25 protein-coding genes are annotated in these 23,020 nt (G+C 72.5%); 16 read left to right on the forward strand and 9 right to left on the reverse strand.

The features are described 5' to 3' along the window. Positions 1-13: 13 nt before the first annotated feature. Positions 14-1,222, forward strand: coding sequence for a globin domain-containing protein (locus P3T27_RS27940; protein ID WP_280683297.1), 1,209 nt, complete (start codon positions 14-16; stop codon positions 1,220-1,222). On the opposite strand, the gene P3T27_RS27945 is transcribed toward P3T27_RS27940, so the two are convergent. After that, positions 1,213-2,625, reverse strand: coding sequence for a selenium-binding protein SBP56-related protein (locus P3T27_RS27945; RefSeq protein WP_280683299.1), 1,413 nt, complete (start codon positions 2,623-2,625; stop codon positions 1,213-1,215). The genes P3T27_RS27940 and P3T27_RS27945 overlap by 10 nt on opposite strands. 272 nt (positions 2,626-2,897) lie before the next feature. On the opposite strand from P3T27_RS27945, the gene P3T27_RS27950 reads away from it, so the two are divergent. The 6 genes from P3T27_RS27950 to P3T27_RS27975 all read left to right on the forward strand — a co-directional run bounded on the left by P3T27_RS27950 (position 2,898) and on the right by P3T27_RS27975 (position 8,286). Beyond that, positions 2,898-3,884 (forward strand): alpha/beta hydrolase, encoded by a 987-nt coding sequence (locus tag P3T27_RS27950; RefSeq protein ID WP_280683300.1) that lies wholly within the window; start codon positions 2,898-2,900, stop codon positions 3,882-3,884. 53 nt (positions 3,885-3,937) lie between these two features. Next, positions 3,938-4,732 carry a fused MFS/spermidine synthase gene (locus P3T27_RS27955; RefSeq protein WP_280683441.1) on the forward strand — a complete coding sequence of 265 codons (795 nt, stop codon included), beginning with the start codon at positions 3,938-3,940 and terminating at the stop codon, positions 4,730-4,732. Positions 4,733-4,916: 184 nt separating this feature from the next. Further along, complete coding sequence (locus tag P3T27_RS27960) at positions 4,917-5,729, forward strand: class I SAM-dependent methyltransferase (protein ID WP_280683302.1); 813 nt, start codon at positions 4,917-4,919, stop codon at positions 5,727-5,729. A 201-nt stretch (positions 5,730-5,930) separates the two neighbouring features. After that, a complete protein-coding gene (locus P3T27_RS27965; protein ID WP_280683304.1) occupies positions 5,931-6,596 on the forward strand; it encodes a DedA family protein in 666 nt (221 codons plus the stop codon). Positions 6,597-6,685: 89 nt separating this feature from the next. Further along, on the forward strand, positions 6,686-7,354 hold the full coding sequence (locus P3T27_RS27970) for an O-methyltransferase (RefSeq protein WP_280683305.1): 669 nt from the start codon (positions 6,686-6,688) through the stop codon (positions 7,352-7,354). A gap of 32 nt (positions 7,355-7,386) precedes the next feature. After that, positions 7,387-8,286, forward strand: a complete 900-nt coding sequence (locus P3T27_RS27975) for a Gfo/Idh/MocA family oxidoreductase (protein ID WP_280683307.1) — start codon at positions 7,387-7,389, stop codon at positions 8,284-8,286. Between the two features lie 119 nt (positions 8,287-8,405). Here the strand turns inward: P3T27_RS27975 and P3T27_RS27980 are convergent, their stop codons facing one another. Both P3T27_RS27980 and P3T27_RS27985 read right to left on the reverse strand, forming a co-directional pair. Further along, positions 8,406-9,509 carry a hypothetical protein gene (locus P3T27_RS27980; RefSeq protein ID WP_280683309.1) on the reverse strand — a complete coding sequence of 368 codons (1,104 nt, stop codon included), beginning with the start codon at positions 9,507-9,509 and terminating at the stop codon, positions 8,406-8,408. A 111-nt stretch (positions 9,510-9,620) separates the two neighbouring features. Then, entirely contained in the window at positions 9,621-10,397 is a 777-nt protein-coding gene (locus P3T27_RS27985; RefSeq protein ID WP_280683311.1) for a MerR family transcriptional regulator, read from the reverse strand. Positions 10,398-10,662: 265 nt separating this feature from the next. Here P3T27_RS27985 and P3T27_RS27990 point away from each other — a divergent pair, with 265 nt between their 5' ends. Continuing rightward, a complete protein-coding gene (locus P3T27_RS27990; protein WP_280683313.1) occupies positions 10,663-11,805 on the forward strand; it encodes a serine hydrolase domain-containing protein in 1,143 nt (380 codons plus the stop codon). Between the two features lie 93 nt (positions 11,806-11,898). Here the strand turns inward: P3T27_RS27990 and P3T27_RS27995 are convergent, their stop codons facing one another. After that, a complete protein-coding gene (locus P3T27_RS27995; protein WP_280683315.1) occupies positions 11,899-12,264 on the reverse strand; it encodes a hypothetical protein in 366 nt (121 codons plus the stop codon). Between the two features lie 275 nt (positions 12,265-12,539). Beyond that, a complete protein-coding gene (locus tag P3T27_RS28000) occupies positions 12,540-14,873 on the reverse strand; it encodes a tetratricopeptide repeat protein (protein WP_280683317.1) in 2,334 nt (777 codons plus the stop codon). Positions 14,874-15,143: 270 nt separating this feature from the next. Between P3T27_RS28000 and P3T27_RS28005 the strand changes: the two genes are divergently transcribed. From P3T27_RS28005 to P3T27_RS28015, 3 genes are all read left to right on the forward strand, one after another. Next, entirely contained in the window at positions 15,144-15,752 is a 609-nt protein-coding gene (locus P3T27_RS28005) for an RICIN domain-containing protein (protein ID WP_280683319.1), read from the forward strand. A 107-nt stretch (positions 15,753-15,859) separates the two neighbouring features. Continuing rightward, entirely contained in the window at positions 15,860-16,840 is a 981-nt protein-coding gene (locus P3T27_RS28010) for a helix-turn-helix domain-containing protein (protein ID WP_280683321.1), read from the forward strand. Between the two features lie 152 nt (positions 16,841-16,992). After that, on the forward strand, positions 16,993-18,402 hold the full coding sequence (locus P3T27_RS28015; RefSeq protein ID WP_280683443.1) for a solute carrier family 23 protein: 1,410 nt from the start codon (positions 16,993-16,995) through the stop codon (positions 18,400-18,402). 75 nt (positions 18,403-18,477) lie between these two features. On the opposite strand, the gene P3T27_RS28020 is transcribed toward P3T27_RS28015, so the two are convergent. Genes P3T27_RS28020 through P3T27_RS28030 form a run of 3 tightly spaced genes read right to left on the reverse strand, consistent with a single transcriptional unit; the run spans position 18,478 to position 19,249 of the window. Continuing rightward, entirely contained in the window at positions 18,478-18,678 is a 201-nt protein-coding gene (locus P3T27_RS28020) for a hypothetical protein (protein WP_280683322.1), read from the reverse strand. After that, positions 18,675-18,881: a hypothetical protein gene (locus P3T27_RS28025; RefSeq protein WP_280683323.1), complete on the reverse strand. Its 207-nt coding sequence runs from the start codon at positions 18,879-18,881 to the stop codon at positions 18,675-18,677. Before P3T27_RS28025 ends, P3T27_RS28020 begins: the two co-directional genes overlap by 4 nt. After that, on the reverse strand, positions 18,878-19,249 hold the full coding sequence (locus P3T27_RS28030) for a hypothetical protein (RefSeq protein ID WP_280683324.1): 372 nt from the start codon (positions 19,247-19,249) through the stop codon (positions 18,878-18,880). Before P3T27_RS28030 ends, P3T27_RS28025 begins: the two co-directional genes overlap by 4 nt. A 90-nt stretch (positions 19,250-19,339) precedes the next feature. Here P3T27_RS28030 and P3T27_RS28035 point away from each other — a divergent pair, with 90 nt between their 5' ends. Together P3T27_RS28035 and P3T27_RS28040 are read left to right on the forward strand one after the other, a co-directional pair. Beyond that, a complete protein-coding gene (locus P3T27_RS28035; RefSeq protein WP_280683325.1) occupies positions 19,340-19,639 on the forward strand; it encodes a Scr1 family TA system antitoxin-like transcriptional regulator in 300 nt (99 codons plus the stop codon). Between the two features lie 3 nt (positions 19,640-19,642). Continuing rightward, positions 19,643-19,852, forward strand: a complete 210-nt coding sequence (locus P3T27_RS28040; protein WP_280683328.1) for a DUF397 domain-containing protein — start codon at positions 19,643-19,645, stop codon at positions 19,850-19,852. Positions 19,853-19,993: 141 nt separating this feature from the next. Here the strand turns inward: P3T27_RS28040 and P3T27_RS28045 are convergent, their stop codons facing one another. Beyond that, positions 19,994-20,263: a hypothetical protein gene (locus tag P3T27_RS28045; protein WP_280683350.1), complete on the reverse strand. Its 270-nt coding sequence runs from the start codon at positions 20,261-20,263 to the stop codon at positions 19,994-19,996. Positions 20,264-20,337: 74 nt separating this feature from the next. Here P3T27_RS28045 and P3T27_RS28050 point away from each other — a divergent pair, with 74 nt between their 5' ends. From P3T27_RS28050 to P3T27_RS28060, 3 genes are all read left to right on the forward strand, one after another. Further along, a complete protein-coding gene (locus tag P3T27_RS28050; RefSeq protein ID WP_280683352.1) occupies positions 20,338-21,366 on the forward strand; it encodes a phosphotransferase family protein in 1,029 nt (342 codons plus the stop codon). Next, on the forward strand, positions 21,366-22,577 hold the full coding sequence (locus P3T27_RS28055) for an acyl-CoA dehydrogenase family protein (RefSeq protein WP_280683354.1): 1,212 nt from the start codon (positions 21,366-21,368) through the stop codon (positions 22,575-22,577). The genes P3T27_RS28050 and P3T27_RS28055 overlap by 1 nt, the downstream gene beginning before the upstream one ends. 143 nt (positions 22,578-22,720) lie before the next feature. Next, the gene (locus P3T27_RS28060) at positions 22,721-22,948 is read left to right on the forward strand and encodes a hypothetical protein (protein ID WP_280683356.1); all 228 of its coding nucleotides are present in this window, start codon (positions 22,721-22,723) and stop codon (positions 22,946-22,948) included. The last annotated feature ends 72 nt before the right edge of the window (positions 22,949-23,020 follow it).

Here is a 23,020-nt window from a genome sequence, read left to right on the forward strand (position 1 = left end):
GACTGGGCAGGTCATGGACAACAGCAGCACACACGAGTACGACCGCCTGATCGCCCGCCACCACGCGATGCGACTGCGACGCCAACTCCTCACCCCCGCCTCGCCGTCGGAGGCCGAGACCGGGAGCGACGGCTACGACGGCGCCGCCGACCAGCGCGTGATCCGACGCGGCCTGGGCCTGGTCTCCCCGCTCGCCGGCCTGATCGACCACCTCTACGCGGTCATGTTCGGCCAACGCCCCTACCTGCGCCCGCTCTTCCCCGCCTCGATGGACTTCCAGCAGGCTCACCTGGAGCGGATCTTCCGGCACCTGATCGACCAGCTGCACCGACCGGCCGAACTGGAGTCGATGCTCCGCCAACTCGGCCGTGACCACCGCAAACTGGGCGTACGGCCGGTCCACTACGAGGCCTTCGAGGAGGCCCTGTGCGCGGCGATCCGGCACCGGGCCGGCGAGCGGTGGGGCGGGGAACTGGAAGCCGCCTGGGTGCGGATGCTGCGGTTCGCCGTCGGCGCGATGACCGCCGGCGCCGACTCCGCCCTCACCGAACCCCCGTACTGGCACGCCGTGGTGACCGGCCACGAGCGCCGCCGCCCCGACCTCGCCGTGCTGCGGGTGCGCACCGGCGAGCCGTACCCGTACCGGGCGGGGCAGTACGGCACCGTCGAACACCCGCGGCTGCCGCACACCTGGCGGCAGTACTCGATGGGCTGCGCCCCGCGCACCGACAACGAGTTGGAGTTCCACGTCCGCCGCACCGGCCCGGACGGGGTCAGCGCGGCACTGGTCGAGCGCACCGCCGTCGGCGACCGGCTGCGCCTCGGCCCGCCGCGCGGCGGCCTGCCGCCCGAGGACGACCCCCGCGACCTGCTGCTCGTCGCGGGCGGCACCGGGCTGGCCCCGATGAAAGCCATCATCGAGCAGCAGGCCGCCCACCGGCCGCCCGGGCGCCGGGTGCACCTGTTCGTCGGCGCCCGGGACCGAACCGACCTCTACGACTGGTCGGCCGTCGCCGAACTGGGCCTGCACAAGCCCTGGTTGGCGCTCACCCCGGTCACCGCCGGGCGGCTCGCCGACGCGGTCGCCGGCGCCGGGGACTGGCGCGAACACCTGGCCTGCATCAGCGGCCCGGTCGGCATGGTCGCCGCCGTCCGCTCCGAACTCCTCGCGGCCGGGCTGCCGTTGGCGCGGGTCCGGTACGACCAGGCGCTCTACCGGTAGCAGTACGAGTCAGAGGAGGCGTCGCCGCCCGCCAGGTGGGTCTGGTGGACGCGCAGGCCCCGGAAGTCGGCGCCGTGCGGGAAGAAGCGCTCGTCGATGCGCAGCCCGCCCGCCTCGGTGTCGGCGTCCAGCTTGACGATCCACGGCTCGATGCCGTCCGGGTAGAACTGGTCGTCCCAGGCGCCGTAGAGGGAGTTGGTGAGGTAGAGCCGCCGCCCGTCCCGGCTGATCTCCACCATCTGCGGTGCGCCGCTCAACGGGCGCCCCGGCTCGGCCGGGTGCGGGGTGCGCGCGGTGACGCCGCCCAGGCGCACCGAGTCGGCGAGGCGGGGGTGGAACGGGTCCGAGACGTCGTACTGGAACAACTCGCCGGTGCCCCAGGCGGACACGTACAGCCAGCGGTCGTCCACCGACAGGTTGATGTCCGTGACCAGCGGCGGCACCGCGCCGAACGGCTGCAGCGCGGGCGGCAGATCCTCGACCTTGGCCGGTTCGGCGGGGATCTCGATCACCTTGCGCGCGGTGAACGCCGGTCCCTCCCGGTACCAGAGCCAGACCGAGGAGGACAGGTCCTCGACGTTGGTCACCACCCCGGCGAAGCCCCACTCCGCCTGCGGATCGTGCGCCGGGCGCAGCTCCAGCACCATCTGGTACTGGTCGCCGAGGTCGACGCGCTGGAGGTGGCGCCCCGAGTCCAGCTCCCAGAAGTGCAGCGCGTGCCCGTACTTGCGGCCCAGCAGCAGCTCCGGCACCACCCCGTCCTCGACCATCCGCGGGGTGCCCCACTCGCTGGTCACGCCGACGTTGGTGCCCAGGTGCCACCAGACGTCGTACGCGAAGTGCTGCGGACCGCGCTCGGTCTCCCAGGGGCGCAGCACCTCGAAGGTGGTGTGGTCCAGCAGCGCCACCCCGCCCGGGCCGTCGGTGCCGTCCCCGCTGCCCAGACAGGACAGGAACACCCCGTCCGGCCCGCAGTGCAGCGTGTGCGGCCGCGAGTACCCGGCCTTGGCCGCCAGCTCCTCCGCCTCGACGGTCTTCACCAGGCGCGGCCGCACCGGGTCGGGCCTGGTGTCCATCACATGCAGCCGCGACGACCGCAACCCCGGCAGCAGCAGATACCGCCGCTCCGGGTTCTCGTGGCAGGCGTGCGCGAGGGCACTGGAGCAGGCGTTCCACCCGAAGTGGTGCAACTCGTCGCCCAAGGTGGGAAGTTCGGCGAAGTTCACCACCTTCCCGTAGCTCGCCGAGGCCGGGTCGGTGTCCACCGTGAGCAGCGCGTCCGGCCGCTCCCCGGCCCGGTCGAACCCGGCGACGTACGCCAGCCGCTCCGGCGGCGCCGCGATCGCCTCAGCGGCCGAACGGTACAGCGACGGATCGGTGTGGCTCTGGCCGGCCTGCGGCATGTGTTCTCCTCAACTCGCCTGCGTGACAACCGGAGTCGGATCTGTCCGGGAAGCGTTCCACACGACCACCGGCGCACAGCAGGCGCACGGGGAGCGGCCGGGGTGCGCGCGGACCGGCCCCCGCGCAGCCCCGCCCCACCCGGAACCGGCCCGATGTGCCCCGGAGGCGGACGCCGCCGCGCAGTGGGGGGCTACCGGCCGGTATGGTCGTGGCTCGGAACGGTGGTCGCCTGCCAGGTCGGCGGGCAGAGCAGAGAACGGGTGCGGCGCAGATGGAGTTTCGGGAAGACGTCCTGGGTGCCCCCTACGAGGCGGCCGAGCTGACCCTGCGGGCGGACGAGGAGGGGGAGGTCTGCGCGACGCTGGTGCGGCGGGTGGTGCCGGGGGCGGAGCGGGCCGTGCTGTACATCCACGGGTACAACGACTACTTCTTCCAGACCAACCTCGCCGACCACTTCGCCGCGCTCGGGTTCTCCTTCTACGCCCTGGACCTGCGCAAGTACGGCCGCTCGCTGCGCCCGCACCAGTCGCCGAACTTCGTCCGGGACCTCGCCGAGTACGACGAGGAGATCGACGAGGCGGTGCGGATCATCCGGGAGGTGGACGGGCACCGGCAGCTGCTGATGAACGGGCACTCCACCGGCGGGCTGATCGGGGCGCTGTGGGCCGGGCGGCGATCGGGGCGGGGCCTGGTGGACGGGCTGTTCCTGAACAGCCCGTTCCTGTCCATGCCGGCCGCGCCCGCCGTCCGGACGGTCGGCGGCCCGGCGGTGATCGCGATCGGGCGGCTGGCGCCGACCCGGGTGCTGCCGTCGACGCTCAACCCGCACTACACGCACAGCCTGCACAAGGACCACAAGGGCGAGTGGGACTTCGACCTCACCCTCAAGCCCGCCGAGGGCTTCCCGCTGTTCGCGGGCTGGCTGGCCGCCATCCACCAGGGGCACCGGCGGCTGCGGCAGGGGCTCGGGATCGACGTGCCGGTGCTGCTGATGGCCTCCACCAGGTCGATCGCCACCACCAAGTGGCACAACGCCCTGCACCACGCCGACGCCGTGCTGCGCGCCGACGACATCGCCGACCAGGGCCCCCGGCTGGGCCGGCACGTCACCATCGTCCGGATCGAGGGCGGCATGCACGACCTGGTCCTCTCCGGCGAGGCCGCCCGCACCCAGGTCTTCGCCGAACTCGACCGCTGGCTCGCCGCCTACCTGGACGTCGCGTCGGTGGGGGAGCAGCCGGTGGAGGAGAAGGCGTGACGAACGAGCCGGTGCCGGTCGGTCGGCGGACCGACCTCGGCTTCGCCAAGCTGATGCCGGACCTCGACCGGGACGGCGGCTGGCTGCTCACCCTGGACGGCACCCCGCAGTCCTACGTCGACCTCGCCGACCCGACCCACCTGGAGTTCGAGTACACCCGGCGGCTCGGCCACCTCGCCGACGCCCTCGCCCCCGCCGGGCGGCCGCTGGACGCGCTGCACCTCGGCGGCGGCGCGCTCACCCTGCCCCGCTACCTCGCCGCCACCCGCCCCGGCTCCCGCCAGCGGGTGGTCGAGGTGGACGGGCCGCTCCTCGACCTGGTCGCCGAGCAGTTGCCCTGGCAGGGGCCGGGCGCGGACATCACCGCGACCGTCGGCGACGCCCGCGCGGCCCTGGCCGAGACCCCGGCCGGCTCCCAGGACCTGGTGATCGCGGACGTCTTCCACGGCTCGCGCACCCCGGCGAACCTGACCTCGGTGGAGTTCCTGCGGCTGGCCGCGGCCGCCCTGCGGCCCGGCGGCTGCTACGCCGCCAACCTGGCGGACGGCCCGCCGCTCGCCTTCGCCCGGGCACAGGCGGCGACGGTCGGCGCGGTGTTCCCGTACACCTGCCTGGTCGCCGAGGCCCCGGTGCTGCGCGGACGCCGGTACGGCAACATCCTGCTGGCCGGTTCGACGGCGCCGCTGCCGGTGGCCGAGCTGACCCGGCTGCTGGCCGGCGACATCTTCCCGGCCCGGCTCACCGAGGGCGCCGACCTGACGGCGCTGGTCGGCCGGACCGCCCCCGTCACGGACGCCGACGCCACCGACTCCCCACCCCCGCCGGACGGCGCCTTCAGCATCGGCTGAGCCGCACGCCGGTCGACGGGGCCGGGCCGTCCGGGCCGCCCGGCCGGGCCCGGCGGCGCCGCGGCGGTCGTCCGCAGGTCCGCGCGTCGCCCCGAGCCTCCCCACGTCCGGGGTGTCAGAATCGGCGGGTTCAGGCCGGAGCGCGGAGCACGTCCAGCGCGGAGCACGTCCGAGGGAGTGAGCGATGAGCGGTGGGGAGCGGCCGGAGTTGGCGCAGGTGCCGGAGACGGCCTTGTGGACGCTGTGGCACCGGGCGGTGGAGGCACGTCGGCCGGACACGGTGCTGGAGGATCCGAAGGCGGTCGAGCTGGTCGACCGGATCGACTTCCCGTTCGCGGAGCGCTTCGGGCAGGGCGCGCTGGTCAGCCAGCTGCAGGCGCTGCGCGCGGCCTGCTTCGACCGCGAGGTGGCGGACTTCCTCGCCCGGTGCCCGCGCGGCACCGTGGTCGGCCTCGGGGACGGCCTGGAGACCCAGGCCTGGCGGGTCGACAACGGCCGGGCCGACTGGCTGTCGGTGGACCTGCCGGAGACCGCCGCGCTGCGGGAGCGGCTGCTCCCGCCGGACGAGCGGCACCGGATCCTCGCCTGTTCGGCCACCGACCCGGCCTGGATGGAGGAGGTGGACCCGGGCCGCGGGGTGATCATCTGCGCCGAGGGGCTGCTGATGTACCTGCAGCCGGACGAGGTGCGCACGCTGATCGCGGCCTGCGCCGAGCGCTTCCCCGGCGCCTCGCTCGTCCTGGACGCGGTGCCGCGCTGGTTCAGCGACCGGTCCGTCCGGGGCAAGCTGCGCGACCGGCACTACCAGGCGCCGCCGATGCCGTTCGGCATGGACGCGGACGAGCGCGGCAAGCTGCTCACCGCCCACCCGGCGGTGAGCGAGGCCCGCGAGGTGTACCCGGAGGGCGGGCGGGGCCTGGTGCGTGCCCTGCTGCCCTTCGTGCGCCGGGCGAAGGGGCGGCCGTCCGTGGTCGCACTGCTCTTTGCCGAATCTTGAGGAAAGCCTGGTCGGGCTGGAACCACGGCGGGGCGCCACACGTCGTAACCACGGGTGATCGGCCGGGGGACAGGCCGCCCGGCACGTTAGGCTGCCCTGATGGGGAAGCGGCCGCGTTGCCGCCATCGGACAACTGCCGGGATCGGCGTGCGGCACCGCTGAGGGCCGCGCCGGTCCCGTCCTGCCACGGAGGTACTGGCCTTGCACATCGACGCCTGGATCGAGAGCGTCCCACCGACCGCGGTGTACGCCCTGGTCGCCCTGATCATCGGGGTGGAGTCGCTGGGCATCCCGCTGCCCGGCGAGATCGCGCTGGTCACGGCCTCCCTGATGGCGGTCAAGGGTGTGGTGAGCCCGATGGGGGTCGCGGTGTGCGCGATCCTCGGAGCGATCATCGGCGACTCGATCGGCTACTCGATCGGGCGCAAGGGCGGCAAGCCGCTGTTCGAGAAGCTCGGGCGGAAGTTCCCCAAGCACTTCGGGCCGTCCCACCTGGCCACCGCCGAGCGCTCCTTCCAGAAGTGGGGGATGTGGGCGGTCTTCTTCGGCCGGTTCATCGCCCTGCTGCGCATCTTCGCCGGGCCGCTCGCGGGCGCGCTGAAGATGCCGTACTGGAAGTTCCTGGTCGCCAACGTGCTGGGCGGCGTGGTCTGGGCCGGCGGGACGACGCTGCTGGTCTACAAGGTCGGCAAGAGCATCGAGCCGTGGCTGTCCCGGTTCTCCTGGGCGGGCCTGGCCGCGGCGGTGCTGGTCGGCGGCCTCTCGGCGTGGGTGATGAAGCGTCGGGCGGCCAAGACGCACGCCAAGATCGAGGCGGAGGAGGCGGCTGCTGCCGCTGCTGCCGCCAAGGCGCCGGTCGCGGAGTGACGGATCGTAGGGCCTGACCGCGGAGGGGGTGTTGGGCCCCCGGAGTAGCATCGGCGGGTACCTGCCGATCTTGCACACTGGAGGGCCCGATGACCCAGTCGACGTGGGACGCCGTGGACGCGTACTTCTCCGAGCAGTTGGTCGGGCACGATCCGGCCCTGGAGGAGGCGGCGGTCGCCGCCGACGCGGCCGGACTGCCGGAGATCGCCGTCGCCCCCAACCAGGGCAAGCTGCTGCACCTGCTGGCGCTGACCCAGGGCGCCCGGCGGATCCTGGAGGTCGGCACGCTCGGCGGCTACAGCGCGATCTGGCTGGCCCGGGCGCTGCCCGCGGACGGCACCCTGATCACCCTGGAGATCGACCCGAAGCACGCCGAGGTCGCCCGCGGGAATCTGGTGCGGGCCGGGCTGGACAAGGTCGCCGAGGTGCGGCTCGGCCGCGCCGCCGACTCGCTGGCCGCGCTGGTGGAGCAGGGCGTGGAGCCCTTCGACCTGGTCTTCATCGACGCCGACAAGCCCAGCAACCCCGAGTACTTCCGGCGGGCGCTCCAGCTGACCCGGCCGGGCTCGCTGATCATCGTCGACAACGTGGTGCGCGGCGGCGCCGTCGCGGACGCGGACAGCACCGACCCGGCGGTCGTCGGCACCCGCGCGCTGCACGAGCTGATCGCCGCCGAGCCGAGGGTCACCGCGACCTCGGTGCAGACGGTCGGCAGCAAGGGCTACGACGGCTTCACGCTGGCCCGCGTCCAGAGCTGAACCACAGAACGACAAGAACGAACGGAGACATCGTGCGGATCGGACTGCTGGGCACCGGCCCCTGGGCGGAGCGGGTGCACGCGCCCGTGCTGGCCGCGCACCCCGGGCTGGAGTTCACGGGCGTCTGGGCCCGTCGGCCGGAGGCGGCCGCGGCGCTCGGCGAGGCGCACGGGGTCCCCGGGTACGCGGACCTCGACCGGCTGCTCGACGAGGTGGACGCGGTCTCGATCGCGCTGCCGCCGACCGTGCAGGCGGGCCTCGCGGTGCGGGCCGCGCAGGCGGGGTGCCACCTGCTGCTGGACAAGCCGGTGGCGCTGACCGTGCCGGACGCGCGCGCGGTGGCCGAGGCCGTCCGGGCCCACGAGGTCGCCTCGGTGGTCTTCTTCACCGTCCGCTTCGGCGGCGACCAGATCCCGTGGATCGAGCGGCAGGCGGCGCTGGGCGGCTGGTTCACCGGCCGCTCGGACTGGCTCGGCTCGGTGTTCGCCCCCGGCAGCGCCAGCCCGTACGCGGCCTCGCCGTGGCGGCAGGAGAAGGGCGCACTGTGGGATGTCGGCCCGCACGCGCTGTCGGTGCTGCTGCCGGTGCTGGGCGACGTGACGCAGGTGACGGCGGTGGCCGGCCCGCTGGACACCGTGCACCTGGTGGTGCGGCACGCCGCCGGCGCGTCCAGCACCCTCGCGCTCAGCCTGACCGCGCCGGTCGCGGCCGGCGGCACCGGCATGGAGCTGCGCGGCGAGCACGGCGTGGCCCACCTGCCCGAGCGCGGCGAGGGCCCGATCGCCGCCCTGCACCGGGCGCTGGACGCCCTGCAGACCTCGGCCGGCACCGGCGAACCGCACCCCTGCGGGGTCGACTTCGGCCTGCGGGTGGTCGAGATCCTCGCCGGCGCCGAGCGCTCGCTGGCCACCGGCGCGCCGGTGGAGGTCTGAGCCTGCGTCATGCCTCGCTTATCGCCACGGCGGTTTCCACGCCCGCCGCCCGCTGCACGCACCAAAGGTGATACTCCCGGGGGAAGGCGGGGCCTCTCCTGGCGGAGACCACGAGGATCTCAAAGGGTGGGGTGGGGCGGGTTCGACGGGCGGCGGTCGGTGGGGCGGGCCGGGGGGATGACGGGGGCGCGGAAGTCGCGCGGGCCGGTCCACAGGGCGGGGACGGCGTCGCTGCGGCGGGCGAGTTCGTACGCCACGGTCTCGTAGTTGACCCGCCAGCCGTGGAAGTGCGGCCAGGCCTCCTCGACCGCGCGCTCGCGGGGGAAGCCGGCGGCGGTGATCATGGCGACGGCGCCGATGTACTCGGTGTAGGTCAGGCGGATCGGGACGTCCGGGTCCGGGTCCGGGTCGAAGTCCACGCGCAGCGAGCGGCCGATGTCGCGCATCGCGGTGAAGCCCGCGCGCAGGAGCAGCCGGGCCTCGGGCGGCGCCGAGCGGGGGCAGAGGGCGAGGTGGAGGGCGGCCGCGTCCATCACCGCGATCAGGCCGACCACCCAGCTGCGGTTGGGCTGCGGGGAGCGGAAGGAGAGCAGCACGGGGTAGTTGGAGTGGCTCTCGCCGATGTCGGCGGCCAGCCGCTCCCAGTCCCGGTAGAGCTGGGGGAGGGCGGTCTCGGTGTCGACCAGGGACTGCCGGGCGAGCAGTTCGGGGCCCCAGGCGGGCTCGCCGGCCCGGGACTGCAGGAGGGTGACCTCGGTCTCGCGGCGCTGGTAGGCGGCGTACAGCGTCGGCAGGTAGGCGATCTGCAGCGCGATCACGAGCGGGCCGGTGGCGGCGGCCAGGAAGTCGATCACGGACAGGTGGAGCCGCTCGCCGCTGGCGAAGCCGAGGGTGAAGAGGCTGGACCCGGCCTCGCGGAAGGACACCGACCAGTTCAGGTCCGAGGTGCCGTGCAGGAGCAGGGTGTAGGCGACGAGCATGCCGCCCAGCCACACCGCGAGCATCCCGACCAGGATGAGCGGGGCCAGCCAGGTCTGGACCCGGTCCTGCGCGCGGTAGGTGTCGAAGGGCAGGGCGGACCAGCGCAGCGCCGTCCGCAGGGCCCGCCAGAGCCGGTGGACCAGCGCCGAGTACAGCCCGCGCGGGACGACCAGGGTGCGCAGGATGCTGCCGACGACGACGATCAGCAGCAGCACGCCGGCCAGGGTGTGGATCATCCTCATGGCGTCATTCTGTCGGGCGCGCGGGGGAGATGAGGCATCGGGCACCCTCGACGGGCGGGCCGGCGCCGACCGGCCCCGGTCGGCGGCGGCTTCCGGGGAGCCGGGCGGCCGTCATTGACGCGGGACGTCGATGCCGGCCGCGCGCAGCTTCGCCTCGACCAGGGCGTTCAACCGGGCGATGGACGGCGACTGCTCTTCCCGGTGGTGGTTCACCAGTCCGTACCGGGAGGCGGTGTCGGACCGGTACTGAACCCCGTTCGGCATCGCCAGCAGTGCGCGGTTCGCCAGCAGCTTGGCGGCCAGGGCGGACGCCAGCCCGTCGATCCGTGGGTCGTCGGGGTCCCAGGACATCGCGGCCCAGCCCCGCTTGGTCAGCTCGATCCATTCGGGGTCGTCGAGCCAGTGTTCGAGCTGGGTCAGGAAGGGGTCGAAGACCTCCGGGACCAGCGCCTGGGCCAGCACCAGGGCCTCCCGTTGGGTGGCCACGTAGTCGGGGCTGAAGTCGAGGTCGGCGAGCCGGTCCAGGACCGCGCAGGCCCGGTCGGGCAGCAGGGCCCGGTCACCTCGGGTGAGCCGGTGCAGCGTGTCGCGGCGCGCGACCAGGTCCTCGATCCGTTCGGTGAGCCGGCGATGGACGTCGTCCAGGGCGGCGGCGAACCGCTCGGGATCGGCGTCGAGCAGGTCACCGATCTCGGCCAGTGGCACGCCCGCCCCGGCCAGGGTCCGGGCCTGGACCAGCCGCAGCAGGTCGGTCGACCGGTAACGCCGGTAGCCGGAACCGTCGCGTTCCGGCTCCTGGACCAGACCGAGCCGGTGGTAGTGCCGCACCGTCTTGATCGTGACACCGGCGAACGCGGCCGCCTGACCGATCGTGAGCCCGGTCGCCATCGGTTCAGCGCACCTCCGGATCGTGGGCGGCCTTCGCGCTTGCCTGGAGGTGCGGGTTGCGGGCGATCACAGGGGTGAGGGTAGCGCGCATCCGTTCGGAGCTCATCACCCTGGTCGCCGAGGCCGGCAGCCGGGGTTGACCTTGACCTTGGGTCAACGTGCACGCTCATCACATGGCCGCCGCGAAGGGGCCGGTGGCCGCCAGGGCCACCGCGGCGCTTTTGAGCCGTGCCGAACACCTACCGTCGCGAGATAGGGAACGATCATGGGGGACTCCCTCCACACCATCAAGAACACCGCTGCCGCGCCGGATCGCCCCGAGCTGCGGAAGGCCCTCCAGGAGATCGTCGATTCCGGTTTCGCCGGGGTGCAGGTGCGCGTGCACGACGAGCAGGGGCAGTGGGTCGGCGCCGCCGGGGTGCGCAAGCTGGGCGAGGCCGCGAAGCCACCGACCGACGGGCACTTCCGGATCGGCAGCATCACCAAGACCTTCATCGCGACCCTGGTGCTGCAACTGGTCGCCGAGGGCAGGATCGGGTTGGACACCCCGGCGGACGACTACCTGCCCGAGTTCGGCCTCGACCGCCGGATCACGGTGCGGATGCTGCTCCAGCACACCAGCGGGTTGTTCAGCTTCACCGGCGAGGTCTACGAGGACGGGACGGTCGTGCCCGGCGGAGTCCCCGGGGTGGGCAAGGAGTGGGCGGACAATCAGTTCCGCACCTACCGGCCGGAGGAGCTGGTGCGGCTGGCGCTGGCCAAGCCGGCGCGGTTCGAGCCAGGGGCGGACTGGAACTACTCCAACACCAACTACGTGCTGGCCGGGCTGCTGGTGGAGAAGGCCACCGGCCGCTCCTGCGCCGAGGAGATGCAGCGGCTGATCCTGGGTCCGCTCGGGCTGACCGGCACCGTGCTGCCGGGCGCCTCGCCGGAGATCCCCCGGCCGCACGCCCACGGCTACTACGGGTTCGAGGACGCCGGCCGGTGGAAGGTGATCGACACCACCCGCTTCAACCCCTCCTGGATCTCCGCGGCCGGCGACATGATCTCGACCAGCCAGGACCTCCACACGTTCTTCTCCGCGCTGATGAGCGGCAGGCTCCTGCCGGCCCCGTTGCTGGCCGAGATGTGCACGCCGCACCCCAAGATGGGCTACGGGCTGGGGGTGTTCGTGGAGGAGACGGACGGCGGTGGCACCATCCTCCAGCACAACGGCGGCTTCTGGGGCTGGGCGTCGCTGATGTACAGCACGCCCGACGGCCGTAGGACCCTGACCGGCTCGCTGACCTTCGGGGGCGCCGAGCTCGGCTGGGCCGCCCTGGCCGCGGTGTTCGAGAAGGTGAAGCAGCGGCTCGTCACGGAGGTGTTCTGCGGCGGGCAGACCGGGCCGGCCCGGCCGACGGACTGAGCACCCCGGACCTCCGACGGGCAAGCGAGGCGGGCGCGGACCCGGGGCCGCTCCCGCCTCGCCGATGGCTACGGTTCCGTCACCGCACCCTGCTCAGTTGGCCGGGCCGCACACCCAGTTCGGGTTGCCCGACGACCACACGCAGGCGGACAGGCTGTTGCCCGGGCCGTCGTAGATCCAGGGCGACTGGGCGCCGCTGCCGGTCGGTCCGTACACCCAGCTGGAGGTGTTCCAGCTGTAGATGCCGAAGGAACAGCCGCCGCTGTTGGCGATCGGGTCGTTCGCCATGTAGTCGTGGCCGCTCATGAGCTGGACCTTCTCCAGCGCTTGGCAGCCGCCGCCGTTGGTGACGGTCCAGGTGCCCTCGGCCGCGTAGGCCGAGGTTGTGGCACCCAATCCGAGCGCGGCAGCCGCGAAGGTGACGGCCACTGCGCGCTTCGTCGTCCTGGTGAGTCGCATGGAGCTCCCCCAATTACTCGGTCTGGCCCCGGACTCGGTGCCGGGGCGTCGTGACACCGGGTGTCGGCCCGGTGTGGAGGTGCTGGCGCCGCCGAGGAGGCTCGGCCGCAGGGGCACGGCGTCCGTCGCGGTGGCGTCTGCGGCCCATGGTGTTCCTCTCTCCCGCGCACAGGACAGCCATGAAGCTCTCGCCTTAAACAGGACAGCCCTTGGACCCGGTTGAACAGGACAGCCCGTGGACGCGGCCCGGTTCGCCCGCGCGGACCGTGTCCCGGTCACGGTTGTCGGGCGGTGTTCGTGTCCAGACGGGCGCGTACGGCGTCGGCGTCGCGATGCTGCAGGTGTTCGAGGATGGCGAGGCTCTGGGTCCAGGCGTGCCGGGCGGCCTCGGTGTCGCCGAGCGCGAGGTGGGCGTCGCCGATGTGGGTGTGAATCTCGGCCTGGAGGAAGTAGTCCCCGGCGGCTTGGCGCAGGCGCAGTGACTCGTGGTACGCGGGGAGCGCCTGCTCGTACTCGCCGAGGTGGTGGTGGATGTAGCCGATGCTGTCCCAGATGGAGGACTGGGCGGGCAGGCTGCCGCAGCTGCGCGCGAGTTCCAGGGCGCGTAGGCCGTACGGAAGGGCCTCGCGGGCCCGGCCGAGTCGCGTCAGGTACCAGCTGACGAGGTTGAGGGCGAGGGCCTGTCCGGAGGAGTCCCCGGTGGACTCGAACAGTGCCAGTGCCCGGTGGGCCTCGGCCACCGCCTCTGCGTAAGCGTGTTCCTCACCGTGGGTGATGGCGATGTCGAGCTGGGTCTTTCCCTGACACGTCAGCTCCCCGAGGGTGCCGAACAGGTCGCAGGCGAGGCGCAGTTCGAGGTGGGCTTGGGGTTGGCGGCCCTGAGAACGGTGCACCTGGCCGAGCCAGCGGTGCGCGTGTGCCTGCCGGGCGAGGTCCGCAGCGCGCTCAGCGGCTCCCAGCGCGGTCTCGCTGACCTGCTGCCACTGCTGCCACAGCCCCGACTTCTGCAGGTAGGACACCTGCGCGGCGGCGAGCTGCCAGGCGTGATCGTCGTACCCCGCCCGGTGGGCCCACGAGACGAGCTGCTCGACCACGGATTGTTCGTCCTGGTACCAGGCGAGGGCCTGCCCGCGGTCGGTGAGAACCTCGGGCGTCACCCCGACGGCCGGCGCCGGGAGGTCGAGCGGATGCCACGAGGCGTCGTCGGCGTAGGCGAGGGAACCGGCCCGGTGCGCGGTGCAGAGGTAGTGGTCGAGCATCCGCCGTGACGCCTCGGTCTGCGTGCTCGTGGAGTCGGTGGCGACCAGCTCGGCGGCGTAGGCGCGCAGCAGGTCGTGGAAGGTGTACCAGTCCCGGTCCACCGCGGTGATCAGATGGGCGCGATGGAGTTCGTCCAGCAGGCGGCGGGTCTCGGCGAGCGGCAGGCCCGCGAGGCTCACGGCCGCGGCTGCGCTGATGCGCGGACCCGGGTGCAGACCGAGCAGGCGGAACAGGCGGGCGGCCTGCGGGGCGAGGGCGTGGTAGGACCAGGAGAGCACCGCCCGGACGTCGGCCTGGCTGTCGTCGGCCGACAGCAGGTCCAAGCGGGCGCGGGTGTCGTGCAGTTCGCGGGTCCAGGTGCTCAGCGGGGTGTCGGCGCGCTCGGCCGCACGTGCGGCGGCGATGTTCAGGGCCAGCGGCAGCCGGGCGCACAGATCGATCAGCTCGTCGGCCACGTCCGGTTGGCCCAGTACGGCCTCGGGGCCCATGCGGCGGGCGAGCAGTTCGCGGGCCTCCTCGCGGGAGAGCACGTCGAGGGCGAGCGGGACGGCGCCGTCGAGGGCGACGAGGCCGGGCATCCGGTTTCGGCTGGTGACCAGAACGAGGCAGGTGTCCGAGCCGGGGAGCAGCGGGCGGACCTGTGCTGCCTCGCGGGCGTTGTCGAGGACGATCAGTGTCCGGGTGCCGGCGAGACGGCTGCGGTAGAGCGCGAGTCGTCCGTCCGGGTCGGCGGGGATGCGTGGGGCCGGAACGCCGAGCGCGTCCAGGAAGCCGCGGGCCACGTTCGCGGGCTCGGTCGGGGGTCCGGCGGGGTCGAAGCCGCGCAGGTTGGCGAAGAGCTGGCCGTCGGGGAAGCGGTGGGCGACCCGGTGTGCGAAGTGCACGGCCAAGGAGGTCTTGCCCACTCCGGCGGTGCCGGCGATCGCCGAGATCACGACCGCGCCGCAGCTGGGAATCCGATCGCCCAGCAGCTCGTCGAGCTCCTGGAGCTCGCGGGTTCGCCCGGTGAAATGCCGCGCCGCGGCAGGCAGTTGCCGCGGCACCCCGTTCGGGCCGCGGGTCCGCGCCCCGCGATGGACCCGCAGACAGGCATCCCGCCACTGGGCGGCCTCGGCCCCCTCCAGCCCGAGCGCCCGTACGATCGCCACCACGAGGTCGAGGTCCAGGCGGCGGCGCCCGGGCTTGAAGGCGTCCACGACGGTGAAGGGCGAGACGACGCGCGCTGGCCTCATGAACGGTCCGGCCCGCTTGGCCAGCGACCGGTAGGACGGCATCCCCGCCCACGCGCGCAGCTCCCCGAGCATGCCGATGAACTCCGTCAGATCGGCCGCGTTGCCGGGATCCGGCATACGGCTCCGCTGCTCACTCACGTTGTCCCCCGACCCGTGGTGCCGTGTTCCTGACAGCCTGAGTCTACGAGCGAGCTGCCGGGGTGTGTGGGGTTGTGTGGGAAACAGGACTTCAGCCGACCGCCCCGGGCAGCATGGACCCGCCACTTCACGTGCGATCAGCGCACGCACGGACGGGATGACCGAAGCACCAGCCGATCACCTCTGACCGGGCCACGTGCTCATCTCGCCGTGAGCCTCGGCTCGGCCACACGAGAAAGAGGACCTCCGTTGAAGCTCCGTACCCTCGGCTCCGCAGCCACCGCCATAGCCCTGGCCGCCGGCCTCGGCATGGCCAACGTCGGGACCGCCGACGCCGGGACCGCCGACCTCGGGACGGCCCACGCCAGCGCCAGCACCAGGGCCTACTACTGGATGTCCGCGCACACCTACACCTTCGTGTCCTGGTCGCCCGACGCCGGTGACTCCTGCCTGGACGACTCCAACAACGGCGACGGCACCGACAACCTGCGCGCCTTCACCTGCAACGGCATGGCCTGGCAGAAGTGGAAGGTCACCGAGTACGCCAACGGCTGGGCGCAGCTCATGAACCTGGCCACCGGTCGGTGCCTGGACTACTCCAACGACGGCAACCACTTCGGCCTGCGGACCTACGAGTGCAACGGCCCCAGCTTCAACTCGGGCTTCCAGCAGTGGGCCATGGTCAACCGCTACACCGCGGCCGGCGCCTACGAGTCGGTCCTGAAGAGCGGCCGCTGGGAGGAGGACAACACGGACATGTGCCTCGACGTCTCCAACGTGGGCACCCGCGGCTATCCCTGTAACGGTCCCTCCCAGGATTCCGGCTACCAGGGCTGGACCGTCCTCGACCAGACCTGACCCACGGCACACGGCACCGGCCTCCCCCGTCCCAGGACGGGGGAGGCCGGTGCCGCTCGCAGGGCGCAAGGTGATCAAGCGGACCGAGGGGGCGGCAAGCAGTGCGAGTGGCTGTAGTGGCGTTCGGGGCACGGGACTTGGCCAACGTGCGGTTCGCGATCTCGCCGATCCAGCACCTGGTGATCGGGCTCCAACAGGACAGCGGGGCTCCGCTGCCGGCCCGGCGGTGGTGGCGCTCGGTCCGCTCCCGTGTGCCCGGCCGGGCCCTACCGCTGATCGAGCTGGTCGCGGCCCATCCGCTGTACCTCCCGGACTTCCTGACGCCCCCGATACCACTGGTCCCGGGCGGTGTGTCGATCGCCGACGAACTGGACGTGATCAGCGCGGTCAGCACGGAGCAGGTGCACGGTGAGCTGTGCCGGTACGCCGAGTTGGGTCCCACCCCGAGACCGGTGGCGCAGCTGTTGGACGGTGGCTCCGCACAGGTGAACCGTCTGATCCAGGCCGTCCACGCCCTCTACCGCGCCTGTCTGGCCGACGACTGGCCCGACATGGTCAAGCGGCTCAACGCCGACATCAGCATGCGCCGGGGCACCCTCGGAGATCAGGGGACGGGAAGGATGCTGGCCGACGTCCACCAGGCGTTCAGCGACCCCACGCGCTTCCAGCTCACCCTCCAGGGCACCGCCCCGACCGTCCCGGAGCACCTGAAGCGCAGCGCCGCGGCCGGATTCGTGTTGTCCCCCAACCTGTTCCTCGGCGGCATGATCTCCCCGTCGATCGCCAGCCCGTGGCAGCAGCCCCTGTTCGCCTACACCGCCTCCGAGGCCGTCCAGCCGCCGCCCCCCGCGGTCGACGGCCTGACCGCGCTCATCGGCAAAGGGAAAGCCGCCGCGCTGCGGGCGATCGGCGCGGGATGCACCACCACCGAGCTCGCCGTCCGCCTCGGAGTGAGCGCCCCCGCCGCTTCCCAGCACACCGCCACCCTGCGCGCGGCCGGAATGATCACGTCGATCCGCGACGGACAGTGTGTCGTCCACACCCTCACCCCCCTCGGGACCGGCCTGCTCACGGCCAACCCGCTCTGACGGCTCGCCCCGACGCCGAGGACGAGCACCGCGCCGCGCCGACCGGTGACGCCGAGGTGGCCCCCGAGCGGGGCGTGTGGACGTAGGAGCGCCTGGCACCCCTGACAATGGTCCGGAAGTTCTTGAACGTACAGAGAAAGCGAAACCTCACCATGGATCTCGGCGTGCGCTGGAAGCTGCACGGTGACGGGCGCACGCCCGCGCCGGGGGCGGTCGTCCGCCCCGACGAACGGCTCTCCTGGCCCCGTACGGTAGGGCTCGGCGCCCAGCACGTGGTGGCCATGTTCGGCGCGAGTTTCGTGGCGCCCGTGCTGATGGGGCTCGACCCGAACCTCGCGATCATGATGTCCGGCGTCGCGACCGTGATCTTCCTGCTGGCCACCCGCGGCCGGGTGCCCAGCTATCTCGGCTGCTCGCTCTCCTTCGTGGGCGTCGCCGCGGTGATCCGGGCGCAGGGCGGCACCAGCGCGACGGTGACCGGCGCGGTGTTCGTGGTGGGCGTGGCGCTGTTCCTCGTGGGCCTGATGGTCCAGCGGTTCGGGGCGCGCATCATCCACGCGGCGATGCCGCCGATCGTGACCGGCGCGGTCGTCATGCTGATCGGGTTCAACCTCGCCCCCGTGACCGCGTCGACGTACTGGCCGCAGGACCAGTGGACGGCGCTGCTGGTGATGCTCTTCACGGGGCTGGCCGTGGTGTGCCTGCGCGGCTTCTGGTCGCGCGTCGCGATCTTCCTGGGGCTGGTCTTCGGGTACGGGATCTCCTGGGCGTTCGACCGGATCTCCGGGAGGATCCACTCGGTGGACGCGAGCGGCAAGCTCACCGACCACTGGCGCCTGGACCTGTCGGGCGTGGGCAAGGCGGACTGGATCGGTCTGCCCTCCTTCCACGGCCCGACCTTCCAGTGGTCCGCGATCCTGGTCGCGCTGCCCGTGGTGATCGCGCTGGTCGCGGAGAACGCCGGGCACGTCAAGGCCGTCGGCGAGATGACCGGCGACCCGCTGGACGACAAGCTGGGCGCGGCGATCTCCGCGGACGGCGTCGCCTCCATGCTCTCGACCGCGGTCGGCGGCCCGCCGAACACGACGTACTCCGAGAACATCGGCGTGATGGCCGCCACCCGGGTCTACTCGACCGCCGCCTACTGGGCGGCAGCGGGCTTCGCGCTCCTCTTCGGCCTCTGCCCGAAGTTCGGCGCGGTCGTGGCCGCGATCCCCGGCGGGGTGCTCGGCGGCATCACCGTCATCCTGTACGGCATGATCGGCCTGCTCGGCGCGCAGATCTGGACCAAGTCCGGGGTGGACCTGCGCAATCCGTTGAACCTGGTGCCGGCCGCCGCGGGCATCATCATCGGCGTCGGCAACGTCAGCATGAAGTTCACCGACACCTTCACCATCAGCGGCATCGCGCTGGGCACGCTGGTCGTCATCACCGGCTACCACGCGCTGCGGGCACTGGCCCCCGCGCACCTCAAGATGCAGGAGCCGCTGCTGGACTCCGGCACGTCCTCGTACGACGCGGAGGCCGGGGCCGACGGCGACCCGGGTCGTCCCACCGGCTGACCGCCGCGCTGCGCCGCGGCGCAGCGACGGGTAGCGGCTGCCGCCGACCGGCTCCGGCCGGCGGCAGCTCTGGAGTCAGGCGGCCGCGGGCGGCATGTGCAGGTAGGCCTGCGCGGACGTGAGGGTGTAGAAGCGCCTGATCCGGCGGGAGGAGCCCGGGACGCGCAGGTACTCGTGGCGCTCGCGGTCCCAGATTCCCCAGCGCTCCAGGAGGAGGAAGTGCGGGCTCCAGGAGTCGATCAGGCGGACCTCGTGGTGGTCGGTCCGGGTGGTCATCGCGCGACTCCCTCGGCCGGTGTGGGCGTCTCGTTCCTGCGCACCCACGTCTCCGCCCGGTCGTAGGAGTAGAACCGCAGCGGCTCGGGGCGGGGCGGAAGGGCTTTCACCAGCTGGCCGGTCTGGTGGTCGCGGATGGCCCACACGGGGTACGAGGCGCCGTTGAGGGCGTCGGCGGGGATGATCGTGTAGCGGGTAGTCATCGGCGGGTCGCCACCTGGATGAACCCGGAGGCCTTCTCCACGCGCTCGGCGAACTCGTTGAACTCGCCCTCGATCGGCGAGATCGCCGCCTTGCTCGGGACCAGGATCGCGCCGGCCCGGTTGTCCAGGAGTCGCTGCAGGGCGGCCTGGAGCATGGGGCGCCGCTCCGGCCCCGGCGCGTCGACCTCGTCGTCGACGACGATCAGGGCGACGTCCCAGCGGAAGGCGTGCGCGTAGGCCTCGCACATGCGCAACTCCCGCTCGGGGAAGTCGGAATCGGTCTTGGCCAGGTAGATCACCACCTGGAGGCGATCGACGACCTCAACTCGGGTGGTGTGCAAGGTCTGCGAGGGCTTGTGGGTCTTCAACGTCCACTCCTCTCCGTAGTTCTGTGACTACCAGGAGTGCCCAATGTCCTCTAGGCTTGGCAACCGCTCAAGTGGAATTGGATGTGAGCGGTGAACCGCAAGGAGCTTGATCCGGCGTCATCTCCCCGCGAGTCCTTCGGGGCGTTGCTTCGAAGGTCACGCGCCCCGTTCAGCCTGGCTGAGCACGCCCCGTTCCGTGCGTTCGTCACTCTGTTGACGTTCGCCGACCGTTCTGTGGTCGGTTACACGGAATCTGCGGATCACGGCTTCGTGGTGAGGGAGGACAGGACTGTCAGGGCATGGGAAAGGGCCTACGATCGGTTGCGGGTGGAAGCACTGACCAGAGCTGCGTCCCTCGACCTGATTCACAAGGCCCGAAAGGAACTCTGACCCATGACCCGCCCAGACCTGTCCCGCGCTTCCTGGTTCAAGTCGTCGCACTCCGACAACGGCGGTTCCTGCGTAGAGGTCTCGGCTGACTTCCCTGGTGTCGCTCCCGTCCGCGACTCGAAGGATCCGGAAGGGCCGGCGCTCCTCTTCCCGATCGAGGCGTGGCAGTCCTTCGTGGCCGCGACCGTTGCCGGCGAGTTCGGCCCTATCTGATCCACGATCTGTCCGACGAGCCCCCGGGACCCCTGGGGATGCTGTTGGTTGATGCGGGGCGAAGCGCCGCGAAGTGGCGGCGGCGGCCCCTCGGGGGAGCGAGGGGCCGCCGGTCGAGCGACTGGGGACTACTCCGGACGACTACGGAGTGACGATCGGGCACCTTGGGTCGGGGAGGGTCGGCGTCTCGAAGACGCTGTCCGCCGCGGCCTGCGCGAAGTCCCCCGCCAGCGTGATCTTCCCGTCCTGCACCGCGTGGTCGAAGTTCCGCTTGAATCCGGGGACTTCGGCCAGTTCGTTGAGCGTGGCCCCGCGCGGGAAGTCGGCCCGCCCGGCTTCCCGCGCGTCAGGGCTGCTTGCGCGGCCGTCGCCGCCCCTCGGGTCCGGGGGCTCCTCGCGGGCGGGTGGCATTGACAGGGGGCGGCGTCCGGTTGAATGCTAAGCAAGCGCTTAGTCAACGAGGTCCCACCGCGAGGAGCCGCCCGATGCCCGAGATCCCCGCCGATCCGCCCGGCCTGGACCTGGCCCGCCTGCGCGCCCACCTGGACCGCGAGCTGCCCGGCACCGTCCAGGGCCCGCTGCGGGCCGAGCTCATCGAGGGGGGCCGCTCCAACCTCACGTACGTCCTCACCGACGGCGCCGCGCGCTGGGTGCTGCGCCGCCCACCCCTCGGGCACGTCCTCGCCACCGCGCACGACATGGGCCGTGAGCACCGCGTCATGACCGCGCTGCGCGACACCGGCGTGCCCGTCCCGCACACCCTGCTGCTCGACCCCGGTACGGACGTCCTCGGTGCCCCCTGGTACCTGATGGAGTACGTCCCCGGCGTCGCGCACCGGGACGTCGCCCCGCTCGCCGCCCTCGGTGAGCAGCGCGTGCACGCCCTCGGCCTGCGGCTCGTCGACACCCTCGCCGTCCTGCACCGGATCGACCCGGCCGAGGTCGGCCTGGCCGACTTCGGCCGCCCCGAGGGCTACCTGGAGCGCCAGCTGCGCCGCTGGTCCAAGCAGCTCGCCGCGTCCCGCAGTCGCGAGCTGCCCGAGCTCGACCGGCTGCACGGGCTGCTCGCCGACCGGCTGCCCGCCTCCCCGGCGCCCGCGCTGGTGCACGGCGACTACCGCCTCGACAACGTGCTGGTGGACGACACCGATGCGATCGCCGCCGTGCTGGACTGGGAGATGTCCACCCTCGGCGACCCGCTGACCGACATCGGCCTGTTGGTGATGTACACCGAACTGGCCGGCGTCGGCGGCGGCATCATCCCCTCCGCCATGACCGCCCCGGGTTTCCCGAAGGCCGACGAAGTCGTCTCGTACTACGCGGAATCGACAGGGCGTCAAGCAGAAGACCTCGACTGGTACGTCGCCTTCGCGTCCTTCAAGCTCGCCGCCGTCGCCGAGGGCATCCACTACCGCTACCAGCAGGGCCGTACCCTCGGCGCCGGCTTCGAGCGGGCCGGTGAGATGGCCCCGATCCTCGCCCGGCACGGCCTGAGTACCCTCAAGGAGAACTGATGGACTTCGCCTACGACGCCCGCACGAACGCGCTCCGCGAGCAGCTGCTGGCCTTCATGGACCGGCACGTGCACCCCGCCGAGGCCGTCCTGGCGGAACAACTCGCCGACCCCGCCCGCCCGTCCTGGAACGTCCCGCCCGTGGTCGCCGAACTCCAGGCCGAGGCACGGAAGCAGGGCCTCTGGAACCTCTTCCTCCCGGGGGAGGGCGGCGCGGGCCTGACTAACCTGCAGTACGCCCCGCTCGCCGAGATCACCGGCCGCAGCCCGCAGTTGGCCCCGCCCGCGCTCAACTGCGCGGCCCCCGACACCGGCAACATGGAGCTGCTCGCCCAGTTCGGCACCGCCGAACAGCGCGAGCGCTGGCTGCGCCCGCTGCTCGACGCCGAGATCCGCTCCGCCTTCGCGATGACCGAGCCCGAGGTCGCCTCCTCGGACGCCACCAACATCGCTACCCGGATCGAGCGTGACGGTGACGAGTACGTCGTCAACGGCCGCAAGTGGTACATCACCGGCGCGATGAACCCGCAGTGCCGGATCCTCATCGTCATGGGCAAGACCGACCCGGACGCCGAGCCGCACCGCCAGCAGAGCATGGTGCTCGTCCCGCGCGACACCCCCGGCGTCACCGTCAAGCGCGGCATGACGGTCTTCGGCTACGACGACGCGGACCACGGCGGCCACGCCGAGGTGCTGTTCGAGGACGTCCGCGTCCCGGTCGGCAACCTGATCGGCGAGGAGGGCGCGGGCTTCGCCATCGCCCAGGCCCGGCTCGGCCCCGGCCGGATCCACCACTGCATGCGCGCGATCGGCATCGCCGAGCGCGCCCTGGAGCTGATGTGCCGCCGGGTGAGCGGGCGGGTCGCCTTCGGTCGGCCGCTCGCCGAGCAGGGCGTGGTCCAGGACTGGATCGCCGAATCCCGGGTCCGGATCGAGCAGTTGCGGCTGCTGGTGCTCAAGACCGCCTGGTTGATGGACACCGTCGGCAACCGGGGCGCGCACACCGAGATCCAGGCGATCAAGATCGCGACCCCGCGCACCGTCGAGTGGATCCTCGACAAGGCCGTGCAGGCGTACGGCGCCGCGGGCGTCAGCCAGGACACCCCGCTCGCCCAGCTCTGGGCCGGCAACCGCACCCTGCGGCTGGCCGACGGCCCGGACGAGGTGCACAAGCGCTCGCTGGCCCGCCGGGAGCTGAAGCGGCACGCCTGAGTCCGGCGCGCCCGAGTCCGGCGCGCCCGAGCGCGGTCCGGCCGACCCTGTGCGGCTGGCGCGACTGCGCCGCCGCCGGCCGATCAGGGGCGGTACAGAGCGGTTGGGCCGTCGGCTGGGCCTTCACCCTCGTCGCCTACTCGGTGCTGGTCGCCGTCCTGCCGCAGGCCTGGGCGTGGCGGGCGATGTTCTGGCTCGGCGTGCTGCCCGCCCTGCTGGTGCTCGCCCGCCGCCGGGGGATCGCCGACCCCACGGCCGACCAGCGGCGGCGGGAAACGGCGTCGCCGACGGAGATCTTCCGCCCCGGCCTGCCCCGCGACCCGGCCCCCGTCGCCTACCCCCAGGGGTCATACCAGGGTACTCAGGGTTGATTTGGCTCCCCGGTATGACGGCTTCGGCCCGTCCCCGCCCGTACCGTCCTGCCAACGGATCGACGCGGGACG

Source organism: Kitasatospora sp. MAA19 (assembly GCF_029894125.1).
Taxonomy (GTDB): Bacteria; Actinomycetota; Actinomycetes; order Streptomycetales; family Streptomycetaceae; genus Kitasatospora.